Here is a 12,785-nt window from a genome sequence, read left to right as displayed (position 1 = left end):
GCTGCACTCATGCACCCCAGTCACGTACTGCGTGTACGCTCCTGGGGATACCTTCGTTTGCCGCCTCGATGCAACCTGAATGATTTTGTGTAAGTTTATGAGTGTAGGCCCGGTAAGCATCGCGCCACCGGGCAACAGGTGAATTACTTAGTGAAAGGGCGCGTGATGAGCCCAACGGGACCTGTGGTGTACCAGCGGCGATTACCCCGACTCCGGGAGTCGCGGCCCACAGCCTGAGTCAGACGGTCCAGAATGATGGCGAGGATCACAATGCCGACCCCGCCGACGGTAGCCAGTCCCATATCGAGACGACCGATACCGCGCAATACCATCTGACCCAGGCCGCCGACGGCAATCATGGAGGCGATCACGACCATCGAAAGGGCGAGCATGAGCGTCTGGTTGACCCCCGCCATAATGGTGGGCATCGCCAGCGGTAGCTGAACTTTGAACAGCATCTGACGCGGGCTGGCCCCGAACGAGCGTGACGCTTCGATCAGATCGGCTGGAACCTGGTTAATCCCGAGGATCGTCAGACGCACAATGGGCGGCAGCGCAAAGATGATCGTCACCACCACTCCCGGCACGTTACCGATGCCGAACAGCATCACAATTGGCACCAGATAAACGAATGCCGGCGTTGTCTGCATAGCGTCGAGCAGCGGACGAACGATCTTCGCCGCCCGTGGACTGCGCGCCAGCCAGATCCCCATCGGCAGACCGATCACCACACAGAACAACAGGGCGGTCAGCACCAACGCCAGCGTAATCATCGCCTGCGACCAGGCACCGATGGCACCGATCGCAATCAGGGAAATCAGCGTCGCCACGCCCATCCCGACGCCGGAAATCTGCCAGGCGATCAGCGCGAAAATAATAATCGCCACCGGTGCGGGCATCCCCAGCAGCAGTTGCTGAAAACCGTTAAGGATGTAATCCACCGGAACACGAATGCCCTGGAAGAGGGGGCGAAAATGGGTGACTACCCAGTCGATCCCATCGGTCACCCAACTGTCGAGCGGGATCAGCGTTTTATGGAACGGATCCATAATATTGAAATGCTCTGGTGCTGGCGCAGGCGCGCTGGTCAGCCAGTCTGCGCTGCCGCTGTCGGCAGGCGTTCCTGACGGCGTGCCCCAGGCGTCAGCGGATTGTGCGGCGCTATCGGTCGCTGGTGCGGTATCCCACGGATTGGATTGATCAGCCATTGTTTGTCCCCTCGCGATCTAAAGCCTGTAGCAGCATGCGTTTTGAAATAATGCCGACATACTGTTGTTCCTCATCAATAACCGGCACCGCGCACGGCGCCTGTCCGACATGAGAGAGCAACTCGCTAAGCGGGGTTTGCGCATCCACGGCCAATGGCTCGTCGAGCAGCGCCCCATCAATGTTCTGGGACTGGCCTAATGCCGCTTTTAATGAGTCGATGGAGACCACGCCAACAAACTTATTGCCGCGTTCGATGACGTAACCATATTCACGGTCTTCATCCTGCAATAATTTCAGGGCAGAACGGGGGCCAAAGCCTGGCGTTTTACGAATCAGTCCGACCGGACTACGGCGGGCAATATCTTTTGCGCTAAAGACCTGGCTAATATCGACGCCACGGAAGAAGGTGCGGACATAATCGTTCGCCGGATTATTCAGAATTTCATCCGGGGTACCGACCTGAACCACTTCGCCATTTTGCATAATGGCAATTCGGTCACCAATACGCATTGCTTCATCGAGATCGTGGGAAATAAAGACCACGGTACGCTGATGTTTCGCCTGCAGTTTCACCAGTTCATCCTGCATCTCGGTACGAATTAAGGGATCAAGCGCGGAGAAGGCTTCATCCATTAATAAGATGTCAGGGTTAATGGCTAATGCCCGGGCAAGACCGACACGCTGACGCATCCCGCCGGAAAGTTCATCCGGATAGCCGTGGGCGTAATTCTCAAGTCCCACCTGACGCAGGGCGTCCAGCGCTTTTTCGCGACGTTCCTCAGCACTCACACCGGCTAATTCCATGCCGAATGCGGTATTGTCCAGAACGGTCATGTGCGGCATGAGCGCAAATGACTGGAAGACCATCGCAATCTTTTTTCTGCGCACCTCGCGGAGTTCGGCATCCGATATTTTGGCGATATCGACGCCGTCAATCAGTACCTGTCCGCGGGTGGGTTCAATCAGGCGATTGAGAAGGCGTACCATTGTGGATTTACCCGAACCGGATAATCCCATGATGACAAATATCTCGCCTTCTTCAATGGCCAGACTGGCGTCTTTAACGCCAAGCGATAGCCCTGTTTTTTCCAGAATGTGTTCTTTTGAAAGTCCTTTTTCAATATATTTGAAGGCGCGTTGTGGATGCTCTCCAAATACTTTATATAGATTTTTAACTTCTAATTTAATTGCCATGCAATAGAAAGATTCCTGTTATTTATATATATCGATATGTTACCTGATAGAAATAGTCACCTTTTTCTACCCTAACATACTGAGAATCTGAGACAACCCTGAATGTGAAATGAGGCAAAATAGGGTGGAAGGCAAATTGCCGTGACTTCCCATGATATAAGGGCTGAGAGCAAACTGCGGGCGGTAAATATTTTTGTAAGGACCACTGAAAAGGCGCCTGAATTTCGAAAATTCAGGCGAATATGACAACCGCTATTGAGTGTAGATCACCCTGAAATAGTTGGGTGATAAAAACGTGATCTGCTTAAAATATTAACATCATTATTTTAGTGATATTCCTCATATTAATTTGCGTTAAAAATTCCAGTCTTCATCTTCCGTTTCGACGGCTTTACCCATTACATATGATGACCCTGAACCGGAGAAAAAGTCGTGGTTTTCGTCGGCGTTGGGCGACAGCGCGGCAAGGATCGCCGGGTTTACATCCGCCATTTCCGCCGGGAACAGCGCCTCATAACCCAGGTTCATTAACGCCTTGTTGGCGTTGTAACAGAGGAACGCGTTGACATCCTCAGCCCAGGTGGTGTCGGCATACAGTTCTTCGGTATAACGGACTTCGTTATCGTACAGTTCCATCAGCAGGTTGAGGGCGAAATCCTTCAGCTCATCACGCCTGGATTGAGACAGTGTTTCCAGCCCTTTCTGGTACTTATAGCCAATGTAAAAGCCATGAACCGCTTCGTCACGAATGATAAGCCGGATCAGATCGGCGGTATTGGTGAGCTTGCCACGGCTGGATAAATACATTGGCAGCCAGAAGCCGGAATAGAACAGGAAGGATTCCAGAAACACGCTGGCAATCTTCTTCTTTAAGGGATCGTCGCTGGCGTAATGGGCGAGGATAATTTGCGCCTTCTGCTGTAACGGCACATTTTCTTCACTCCAGGCGTAGGCGGCGTCAACATCTTTGGTCTGGCACAGCGTAGAGAAGATGGAACTGTAGGAGCGGGCGTGCACCGCTTCCATAAAACTGATATTCGACAGCACCGCTTCCTCGTGCGGCGTCAGGGAATCCGGCATCAGAGACGGGGCTCCGGCGATGTTCTGGATGGTGTCGAGCAGCGTCAGCCCGGTAAAGACGCGGATGGTAAGCTGCTGCTCGGCGGCGCTCAGGCTTTGCCACGCCGGAATATCGTTAGACAACGGCACTTTTTCCGGCAGCCAGAAGTTGCTGGTCAGACGATTCCACACTTCCAGATCCTTATCGTCCTGAATCTTATTCCAGTTGATGGCGCTCACGCGTGATAATGTCATTCCGCTCTCCTTACAGTGCGCACGAGACGCAGCCTTCAATTTCAGTACCTTCCAGCGCCAGTTGGCGCAACCGGATGTAATACAGCGACTTAATACCTTTTCGCCAGGCGTAGATCTGCGCTTTGTTGATATCGCGGGTGGTGGCGGTATCGGGGAAAAACAGCGTCAGCGACAGGCCCTGATCGACGTGTTTAGTGGCTTCGGCGTAGGTATCAATGATTTTCTCCGCGCCGATTTCATAAGCGTCCTGGTACATGTCCAGATTCTCATTGGTCATGAACGGGGCCGGGTAATAGACGCGCCCGGTCTTGCCCTCTTTGCGGATCTCCACTTTCGAGACAATCGGGTGAATGCTCGATGTCGCGTGGTTGATATAAGAGATTGAACCGGTCGGCGGCACCGCCTGTAAATTCTGGTTGTAGATGCCATAGCGCATCACCTCGTCGCGCAGGTAAAGCCACATTTCGCGCGTCGGGAGCGTGATGCCGCTACGGGCAAATAACGAGCGGACTTTCTCGGTTTTCGGCTCCCAGCGCTGCTCCAGATACTGCGTGAAGAACTCGCCGTTGGCGTAACGCGACTGCGTAAATCCGCCGAAGGTTTGCCCACGCTCGCGCGCCAACAGCATCGACGTATGCAGCGCATGCCAGGTGATGGTGTAAAAGTAGAGATTGGTGAAATCCAGCCCTTCTGGCGAACCATAAGCGATGCCTTCACGCGCCAGATAACCGTGCAGGTTCATCTGTCCCAGCCCGATGGCATGGGAGGCGGCATTGCCGGCGGCAATCGACGGGACGCTGCGAATATGGCTCATGTCCGACACCGCCGTCAGCCCCCGAACCGCCGTTTCCACCGTCCGGCCAAAGTCCGGGGAATCCATGGTGTGGGCAATATTCAGCGAGCCGAGATTACAGGAGATGTCATGCCCGGTCTGCGCGTAGTCAAGGTTCTCATCCAGGGTGGAGGCGCTGTTGACCTGCAAAATTTCCGAACACAGGTTGCTCATATTGATGCGGCCTGCAATCGGATTGGCGCGATTCACCGTGTCCTCATACATGATGTAGGGATAGCCGGATTCGAACTGAATTTCAGCCAGGGTCTGGAAAAAGTCGCGGGCGTTAATGTATTTTTTGCGCACCCGCTCGTCGGCAACCAGTTCGTCGTACCGTTCGCTTATCGCGATATCGCCAAAGGGCTTACCGTAAAGACGCTCGACGTCATAGGGCGAAAACAGCGCCATCTGCGCATTCTCTTTGGCCAGACGGAACGTGACGTCCGGGATCACCACGCCCAGGGAGAGCGTCTTGATGCGGATCTTTTCGTCGGCGTTTTCGCGTTTGGTATCGAGAAAACGCAGAATATCCGGATGGTGCGCGTGCAAATAGACCGCCCCCGCGCCCTGACGCGCGCCGAGCTGGTTAGCATAGGAAAAGGCATCTTCCAGCACCTTCATCACCGGGATCACCCCGGAGGACTGGTTTTCGATGCGCTTGATCGGCGCGCCCGCTTCGCGCAGGTTAGAGAGTAAAAACGCCACGCCGCCGCCGCGTTTGGAAAGCTGAAGCGCGGAGTTCACCGCCCGACCAATCGATTCCATATTGTCTTCAATACGCAGCAGAAAACAGGAGACAAGTTCGCCGCGCTGCTGTTTTCCGCAGTTTAAGAAGGTGGGCGTAGCGGGCTGGAAACGCCCGGAGAGCATCTCATCGGTAAGCTGTGACGCCAGCACTTCATCGCCCTGCGCGAGCGTCAGCGCCACCATCACCACCCGGTCTTCAAAGTGTTCCAGGTAGCGTTTGCCGTCGAAGGTTTTCAGCGTGTAGCTGGTGTAAAACTTCCAGGCGCCAAGGAAGGTCTGGAAACGAAAACCGCTGGCGTGGGCGCGGGCAAACAGCGTCACCACGAAAGCGCGATCGTAGCGAGTCAGAACGCTTTCGTCGTAATACCCTTCGCGAACCAACGTTTGCAGCCGTTCTTCCTGGCTGGCAAACGTGACGGAGTGAGGGTGAACGTGCGCGGTAAAAAAGGCCTCGACCGCCTGCCTGTCTTTATCAAACTGAATACGGCCTGCTTTATCGTACAGATTCAGCATGGCGTTCAGCGCATGGTAATCCAGCGATTCCTGTATTACGCGTTCTGCGGTTGTCGTTGCCAAAATTCGCTTACTCCTTTTCGAACGTTGTCGATATCGGCGGGTGTTCCCATCAGCTCAAAACGATAGAGCCAGGGCACGGCGCATTTTTGGGCGATCACGTCTCCTGCGCGACCGTACGCCTCGCCGAAGTTACGATTGCCAGAGGCAATAACGCCACGAATTAACGCCCGGTTATGGGGATCATTTAAAAAGCGGATCACCTGTCGCGGAACCGCGCCAGCCGTGCCGCCGCCTCCATAAGAGGGCACCACCAGTATGTAGGGGGCGTCTACCCGGATCCGTTCGCGTTCATTCAGCGGAATGCGAATGGCGGGCAGCCCCAGACGCTGCATAAAGCGGTGCGTATTTTCAGAGCTGCTGGAGAAGTAGACGAGCGGGTTCACGCGCTGGCTACCCGAGGTTCAGGATGCAGACGGTTGATCATATCCGGACGGAACCCGGACCAACTGGTCTCACCGGCAATGACGACCGGCAACTGGCGAAAACCTTGCGCACGCAGGGTTTCTGCCGCGTCGGGCACCAGATCGACGTTCACCATCTCAAATTCAAATCCACGGCTTTCCATCGCCCGTTTAGTGGCGTGGCACTGAACACAGTCATTTCGAGTGTAAATAGTAATGCGCATGATTCGTATTTCCATTTAAAATGAAAGAACGGCGCGATAAGACGCGTCGGTTTGGGTGTGTACTGATAGAGGGAATACTAGATGTAGTTGAAATAAGTTTCAACCATACAAGATATGGGAATTTTCGATTAATGACTCCCCACCGATGCGCACGGCGGGGAGCGGGGATTTATGAAGAAAAATCGCCGGTTTACATCCGCATGCTCACGGCCAGGCGGTTAAAGCAGTTCATCAGGCCGATCGCAAAGGTCAGGTCGCTGATTTCGCGCGCGCTGAAATGCGCGAGCAGCGGCAAATAAACGTCATCTTCGGCATGGGTTCTGGCGATATCGGTCACCGATTCCGCCCACGCCAGAGCGGCTTGCTCCTGCTCGCTGAAATGATGACTTACCCGCCAGCCGGCCAGCGCGTCCAGTTTACTTTGCGCGACGCCCGATTTACGCAGCGCCTTGCTGTGCATCTCCAGACAAAACGCGCAGCCGTTGATCTGCGAAATCCGCAGGTAAATCAATTCCATCAGCGTGGTATCCAGTGCGCTGTTTTCCAGTGCCGTTTTCGCCTGTACCAGGGCGTTATAGACTTCAGGGCTGAGTTCATAGTAGGGCTGGCGTAACGTCGTCATTGTGTATCTCCTCGTGTTGATGGCCGGCAATGTAGCACTATAATGGACTGCATAAGAGAGCCATATTTTTACGAAAAAAGCAGACCATATGCCGCGCTATCAGCAAATCGCCCGTCAGTTAAAAATCGCCATTGAACACGGGGAACTCAAGCCCGGCGCCAGACTGCCATCCAGTCGTACCTGGTCGCAGGAACTGGGTATTTCGCGCTCGACGGTGGAAAACGCCTATGCAGAGCTGGTGGCGCAGGGCTGGCTGGAGCGGCGAGGGCAGGCGGGAACGTTTGTCAGCGCACAGTTGCAGCCGGAACAGGCGCTCAGTGAACCGGTGGTTTTTGCCGGGGAAAGTACGATCCCGCAGCCTTTTCAGATGGGGCTTCCCGCGCTGGATCTCTTTCCGCGAGACATCTGGGCGCGGGTAATGGGGCGACGACTGCGCACGCAGACGCGTTTTGATCTGGCACTTGGTGACGTGTGCGGTGAAGCCGCGTTGCGCCAGGCGATCGTGGACTATCTGCGCGTGTCGCGCAGTATTGAATGTCTGCCCGAGCAGATTTTCATCACTTCTGGTTATGCGGCTTCGATGACCCTCATCCTGCGTGCGCTGGCCGCGCCGGGCGATGGCATGTGGATTGAAGATCCCGGCTTCCCGCTGATCCGTCCGGTCATTGAACAGGAAAACGTCGCGCTGCTGCCGGTTCCGGTCGATGACGACGGGCTGAATGTGGCGGTCGGGATCCGCGATTATCCGGATGCACGCTTTGCGCTGCTCACTCCAGCCCATCAAAGTCCGCTCGGCGTCGCGCTGTCGTTATCCCGGCGTCATCAACTCCTTGAGTGGGCATCACAGTCTCAGGCGTGGATCATTGAGGATGATTACGACAGCGAGTTTCGCTATCACGGCAAACCGCTGCCGCCGCTGAAAAGTCTTGATGCGCCACAGCGGGTGATTTACGCCGGTACGTTCAGTAAGTCGCTGTTCCCCGCCTTGCGCTGTGCGTGGCTGGTGGTGCCGATAAACCAGGTGGGACGCTTTCGCCAGCAGGCGACACGGATGGCCTGTAGCGTGCCGCTACTCTGGCAGCAAACGCTGGCGGATTTTATCCGCGATGGTCATTTCTGGCGGCACCTGAAAAAAATGCGTCAGCATTATACGCAGCGAAGACAATGGATTGAAAAGGCGCTCGGCGAACAGGGATTTCAGGTTGTCCCCCAACAGGGCGGGATACAACTGGTGATTGCAGTTGACGGTGATGATGTCGCGCTAGTGCGCAAAGCCAATGAGGCGGGACTGGCGGTTCAGGCTTTAAGCCGCTGGCGGGTAACATCAGCCGGGCAGGGAGGGATGCTACTGTCGTTCACCAACATCGCGTCTCCGGAAATGGCGAGTCAGGTAGCAACGCGGTTACGGCGAGCGGTTCAGGCAGGGCTTTAAACGGGGCTCGGTGTGCCGGATAAGCATGAACGCCATCCGGCACGCGCCTCGTCATCAGCGACGCAGGCTCAGCAACGCGCCGACGAAGATCCCCACCGCCGTCGCCGTACCGATGCTACACCATGGCTTATCGCGGACAAACGTATCGGCGCAGCCGACGGCATCCCGGGCCGCTTGTTGCACCCGCGTGCGGCCATGCATTTTCGCCCGTGTCTCTTTCAGCAGCGCCTGTGCTTTACGCCGCGCGGTATCCGCTTCCTCCTTCGCATCGCTGCCCCAGGACTTCAGTACGGCTTCCAGACTATCGGCCAATTGATTGACGTCATTGTGAATATCCTGCACGCCATCATCTACGTCGTTTCGGTTCGGTCTGTTAAACATATGATCCTCCAGTGATTTCGATGTGACTTTCAGTTTAGTCGATATTTTTAACTTCAGAGGCAGTTCACGACGTTATTGCGCGTTTATGGACTTTTCTGAAAGCGTTGCTAATGCTGAATCAGGTAAGGTAAGCCCGCAGTAAAAGATAACGAGGAAAAAATATGTATTTACGACCTGACGAGGTGGCGCGCGTACTTGAAAAAGTGGGGTTTACCGTCGATGTGGTGACACAGAAAACGTACGGTTATCGACGTGGCGAGAATTATGTCTATGTAAATCGCGAAGCGCGTATGGGACGCACCGCGTTGATTATCCATCCGACATTAAAAGAGCGCAGTTCATCGCTGGCTGAACCGGCGTCTGATATTAAAACCTGCGCGCATTATCAGCATTTTCCGCTTTATTTAGCCGGGGACACGCACGAGCACTATGGTATTCCCCACGGCTTTAGTTCGCGTATTGCGCTTGAGCGCTATTTGAATGGATTGTTTGGCGAGGCGAACTAATTAAGCGACTGGCATCGCCAGTCGCTGAGTGATTTCAGGCTTTGACCTGCTGGTAGCGACTGACTTTGAACAGGCGGCGGCAGTAATCCAGGAAATAGCCATAGACCGCTCCCATCAACATGGATATCACAATATTAGAACTGACTGCGGCGGTAATTTGATGCCAGTCAGCGCCTACCGTTAGCAGAATAGCGACATAAACCGGGGACTGGAAAGTGACATAAGCCAGCACGTCCGCCAGATTTTTCAGCCATCCCGCAGAACCCACTTTACGCGACACCTTCATAAAGAGATCGCGATACATTCCGTAGGGCCAGGCGATCAGAATGTTGACCGGAATGGCGACCAGTCTGGAAGAAAGCGATTGCTCAAAGGTCATTCCGGAGAGGAATATCTCGATCAGCATGTTCACGACAGAACAATAAACAACCATCGCGAACGTGTCTGCTACAGCATGACGCAAGCGTGACTGTGGTGAGAACATGCTAATGCTCCTTGTAAAAAGGGATAAAATCGTCGTTAAGTGAATTTTTCTTAGTGATTTAGCGTGGCGTTTTCGCTTGATGATAGGTTATATTGCTGCATTGTAACTATCAACTAGCTAAATGTTTTTATTTTTACGCTTTTTGTCGACAAAATACTCTGTAAGCGCCTGATTTTTGTGCCGCATAGAGTTTTTGTTGTTGATGTGATTTAACTAATTAAAAATCAACATGTTATGTAATCTCGTCGGCTGGAGTGCTTTCAGGTGAGGTAAAAACCGTTACTCAATGTCCGAGGAGCCGACAGGAAGGTTATTCGTCAGAGAATGTAAAAATGAGTCTGGATATTATTCAGGATTCAGCAAACTATATTATAATAGCGGGAGATCGGTATTTTCTCTGTTATATCTCAGGGGCTGGAAAACGTTCTGATAATATAATAGACTACGCAGTGTAATACTTTTGTTCTAGCGTTAAAGGGTTTTAATTATTATGAGCTTGATGTTACAGAACTTAAATAATATTCGTACACTACGCGCAATGGCTCGCGAATTCTCCATTGACGTTCTTGAAGAAATGCTGGAGAAATTCAGGGTCGTCACTAAAGAAAGACGTGAAGAAGAAAAACGGTTACAGCGTCAGCGCGCTGAACAGCAGGAAAAAATTAATTCTTTGCTGGCGATGATGAAGGCCGACGGAATTAGTCCGGAAGAGTTATTCGGTGGTGAAGTCGCGACCGCACGGACGGGTAAAAAACGTCAGCCGCGTCCGGCGAAATATCGCTATACCGATCTTAATGGGGAAAGCAAAACCTGGACCGGTCAGGGGCGTACACCTAAAGCGATGGCTCAGGCACTGGCGGCAGGTAAATCTCTGGACGACTTTCTGATCTAATTATCTGGGCGGTGAGGTGACCCTCACCGCTTATTTCCCACGGTGTTCCCCGCTATTATTGAGGACGACGGTTCCACGGCATTTTGTCGAGCAGTCGCGCCATTCCACAAAAGCCTGTCAGTCCGGCAAACAGGAGTCCCGCACCCACGAACCCACTGAGCAGAAAGAAACCATTGCTCACGCTGTACCCCAGTACGACGCCCAGTAACGCCAGTCCGCCTGCCGCAATTTGTACCTGACGCATCAGTGGAAGCGGCTGTGATTTATCTTCCGCCGTGGGCAAACCCGCCGCTTTCCAGCCGTCAATGCCCCCTTCCAGCAGCAAAGCTTCTGCTGGCGCGGCAATCGCCTGTAATTTAGCCGCATTATTTTGCGTCCGTTTCCCGGACTGACAATGGAAGATAACGAGCTCACCCCGCAGCCTGGCAGGAAAGTCCCCTTGTTCCAGAGCAGACAGCGGTGCGAGATGAGCCTGCGGAATATGCTCACGCAGGTATTCGTCGGCATCGCGAATATCAATCAGTCTGGCGCCTTGCTCAATACGGGCTTTTGCGTCGCGCGGGGAAATCGTCCCGATGGTCATGTTCACTCCTTATGGACAATAGACGTTTTTCAATGTGGCAATGAGTGAGTTCACCGCTGCATTTTTAATAAAGTAGAGGATGCGCTGGGCATCGCGCTGGCTGTCAATCAGACCTTCTTCGCGCATTCTTGCCAGATGCTGTGAGGTGGCTGACGGGCTCAGCCCGGTGGCGCGAGCCAGATCGCCCGCGCTGGTTCCCGGTGAGCCGCAAAGCATACACAGGATCAGCAGTCGCTTAGGGTTGCTCATTGCTTTCAGCAGCGCCGCCGCCTGTTCAGCGCTGGCCTGGAGTTGTTCAAGTTCGCTCATATGTATTTTAGGTTTTGCTAAATTAAGTAAATTCTAAAGTAAAAGCGAAACGCATGCCAGCGTAAAGCGCGTAAAAGAGGGTAAAAGCGCGAGAGGGGACTGGCAATCTCCGCTAAGCTCACCAGGCTTAGAGATAAAATCTCTTTTTTAACAATAAGTCATTTTTCTTTTTGGAGTGTGTATGGGTTTCTGGAGAATTGTTTTTACGATCGTTCTGCCCCCGCTGGGCGTCCTGCTGGGGAAAGGATTTGGCTGGGCATTCATTCTTAATATCATTTTGACCCTGCTGGGCTATATCCCGGGTCTGATTCACGCGTTCTGGGTGCAAACGCGTCCTTCAACGCTTTCTTAACCTTCAGGATTTTTCTACCCGCAGTTTACCGGTCATGGCCTGCTGGATAATAGGAATCGGCGTCAGCAAATGTTGGCGCATAAGTTCACTGGCGCGTGCCGCATCGCGCGCCAGAATTGCCTCTGTTAGCGTCTGATGCTGAACGTGTTTATCCTCCAGCATTTCAACCGACAAGACCGTTTTTCGTAGCCAGATAAACCGATAGCGCGCCGCGAGATCGAACAGCCGTTCGCGCATTTGCAGCAGGTACTGCGAACCGCATCCGGCGACGATGGCGGTGTGGAAGGCCTGATGGCGTAAATCCCACTCATCCAGCAGATGTTCGCTGGCGTCGCTTGCCTCAAGCTTGCTGAGCATATGGGCGCGAGCGAGGATCTCGGCTTCCCATTCGTCACCGCCGCGTTTAATCGCCAGACTCACCAGCATCGCTTCCATATTGGCGCGGGCGTCGAAAATATCGAGCAGTTCCTGCTCTGACATGGACGCCACCCGATACCCTTTCTGATTCACTACCGTGACCAGCCGTTCCGCCACCAGATGAGAAAGCGCCTCTCTGAGCGGCCCAACGCCAAGAGAATAGCGTGAGGTTAATAAACTCATGCGCAGTTTTTCATCAGGCTGATAAATACCGCGGATAATATCGTTCTTCAGCCAGCGGTATCCATCTATGGCCGTCGGATGGGAAATGGCGGTCATGGTCTTACTCCTGAATCCTGTTCCCGGCCTG

16 protein-coding genes are annotated in these 12,785 nt (G+C 53.6%); 4 read left to right on the top strand and 12 right to left on the bottom strand.

Annotated features, from left to right (window positions below):
- Positions 1–143: 143 nt before the first annotated feature.
- The 7 genes from proW to F384_RS14555 form a co-directional block, all read right to left on the bottom strand.
- A complete protein-coding gene (gene proW / locus F384_RS14585) occupies positions 144–1,208 on the bottom strand; it encodes a glycine betaine/L-proline ABC transporter permease ProW (protein ID WP_046485562.1) in 1,065 nt (354 codons plus the stop codon).
- A complete protein-coding gene (proV, locus tag F384_RS14580) occupies positions 1,201–2,403 on the bottom strand; it encodes a glycine betaine/L-proline ABC transporter ATP-binding protein ProV (protein ID WP_046485559.1) in 1,203 nt (400 codons plus the stop codon). Before proV ends, proW begins: the two co-directional genes overlap by 8 nt.
- Positions 2,404–2,757: 354 nt before the next feature.
- Positions 2,758–3,717 (bottom strand): class 1b ribonucleoside-diphosphate reductase subunit beta, encoded by a 960-nt coding sequence (nrdF, locus tag F384_RS14575; RefSeq protein ID WP_046485556.1) that lies wholly within the window; start codon positions 3,715–3,717, stop codon positions 2,758–2,760.
- A gap of 10 nt (positions 3,718–3,727) precedes the next feature.
- A complete protein-coding gene (gene nrdE, locus F384_RS14570; protein ID WP_046485553.1) occupies positions 3,728–5,872 on the bottom strand; it encodes a class 1b ribonucleoside-diphosphate reductase subunit alpha in 2,145 nt (714 codons plus the stop codon).
- Positions 5,845–6,255 (bottom strand): class Ib ribonucleoside-diphosphate reductase assembly flavoprotein NrdI, encoded by a 411-nt coding sequence (gene nrdI / locus F384_RS14565; protein ID WP_046485550.1) that lies wholly within the window; start codon positions 6,253–6,255, stop codon positions 5,845–5,847. Before nrdI ends, nrdE begins: the two co-directional genes overlap by 28 nt.
- The gene (gene nrdH / locus F384_RS14560) at positions 6,252–6,497 is read right to left on the bottom strand and encodes a glutaredoxin-like protein NrdH (protein WP_046485547.1); all 246 of its coding nucleotides are present in this window, start codon (positions 6,495–6,497) and stop codon (positions 6,252–6,254) included. The genes nrdI and nrdH overlap by 4 nt, the downstream gene beginning before the upstream one ends.
- Before the next feature lie 190 nt (positions 6,498–6,687).
- A complete protein-coding gene (locus tag F384_RS14555) occupies positions 6,688–7,119 on the bottom strand; it encodes a carboxymuconolactone decarboxylase family protein (RefSeq protein ID WP_046485544.1) in 432 nt (143 codons plus the stop codon).
- 88 nt (positions 7,120–7,207) lie between these two features.
- Here F384_RS14555 and F384_RS14550 point away from each other — a divergent pair, with 88 nt between their 5' ends.
- Positions 7,208–8,551, top strand: coding sequence for a PLP-dependent aminotransferase family protein (locus tag F384_RS14550; RefSeq protein WP_046485538.1), 1,344 nt, complete (start codon positions 7,208–7,210; stop codon positions 8,549–8,551).
- Between the two features lie 54 nt (positions 8,552–8,605).
- On the opposite strand, the gene F384_RS14545 is transcribed toward F384_RS14550, so the two are convergent.
- Positions 8,606–8,932 (bottom strand): DUF883 domain-containing protein, encoded by a 327-nt coding sequence (locus tag F384_RS14545; RefSeq protein WP_046485532.1) that lies wholly within the window; start codon positions 8,930–8,932, stop codon positions 8,606–8,608.
- Positions 8,933–9,093: 161 nt separating this feature from the next.
- Here F384_RS14545 and F384_RS14540 point away from each other — a divergent pair, with 161 nt between their 5' ends.
- The gene (locus F384_RS14540) at positions 9,094–9,438 is read left to right on the top strand and encodes a DUF2002 family protein (protein ID WP_046485527.1); all 345 of its coding nucleotides are present in this window, start codon (positions 9,094–9,096) and stop codon (positions 9,436–9,438) included.
- A 34-nt stretch (positions 9,439–9,472) separates the two neighbouring features.
- On the opposite strand, the gene alaE is transcribed toward F384_RS14540, so the two are convergent.
- Positions 9,473–9,922 carry an L-alanine exporter AlaE gene (alaE, locus tag F384_RS14535; protein WP_046485522.1) on the bottom strand — a complete coding sequence of 150 codons (450 nt, stop codon included), beginning with the start codon at positions 9,920–9,922 and terminating at the stop codon, positions 9,473–9,475.
- A gap of 490 nt (positions 9,923–10,412) precedes the next feature.
- Between alaE and stpA the strand changes: the two genes are divergently transcribed.
- The gene (gene stpA / locus F384_RS14530; RefSeq protein WP_046485517.1) at positions 10,413–10,814 is read left to right on the top strand and encodes a DNA-binding protein StpA; all 402 of its coding nucleotides are present in this window, start codon (positions 10,413–10,415) and stop codon (positions 10,812–10,814) included.
- Positions 10,815–10,869: 55 nt separating this feature from the next.
- Here the strand turns inward: stpA and F384_RS14525 are convergent, their stop codons facing one another.
- Both F384_RS14525 and F384_RS14520 read right to left on the bottom strand, forming a co-directional pair.
- A complete protein-coding gene (locus F384_RS14525; protein ID WP_046485512.1) occupies positions 10,870–11,397 on the bottom strand; it encodes a rhodanese family protein in 528 nt (175 codons plus the stop codon).
- 9 nt (positions 11,398–11,406) lie between these two features.
- Positions 11,407–11,706, bottom strand: coding sequence for an ArsR/SmtB family transcription factor (locus F384_RS14520; protein ID WP_046485507.1), 300 nt, complete (start codon positions 11,704–11,706; stop codon positions 11,407–11,409).
- Positions 11,707–11,887: 181 nt separating this feature from the next.
- Here F384_RS14520 and F384_RS14515 point away from each other — a divergent pair, with 181 nt between their 5' ends.
- Entirely contained in the window at positions 11,888–12,058 is a 171-nt protein-coding gene (locus F384_RS14515; RefSeq protein ID WP_042326004.1) for a YqaE/Pmp3 family membrane protein, read from the top strand.
- Between the two features lie 3 nt (positions 12,059–12,061).
- Here the strand turns inward: F384_RS14515 and csiR are convergent, their stop codons facing one another.
- On the bottom strand, positions 12,062–12,754 hold the full coding sequence (gene csiR, locus F384_RS14510) for a DNA-binding transcriptional regulator CsiR (protein ID WP_046485502.1): 693 nt from the start codon (positions 12,752–12,754) through the stop codon (positions 12,062–12,064).
- Between the last annotated feature and the right edge of the window lie 31 nt (positions 12,755–12,785).

The organism is Citrobacter amalonaticus Y19 (assembly GCF_000981805.1).
In the GTDB taxonomy this organism is placed as follows: Bacteria; Pseudomonadota; Gammaproteobacteria; order Enterobacterales; family Enterobacteriaceae; genus Citrobacter_A; species Citrobacter_A amalonaticus_C.
The sequence above is the reverse complement of the archived record's forward strand: the minus strand, read 5'-3'. Positions and strand labels throughout refer to the sequence as shown.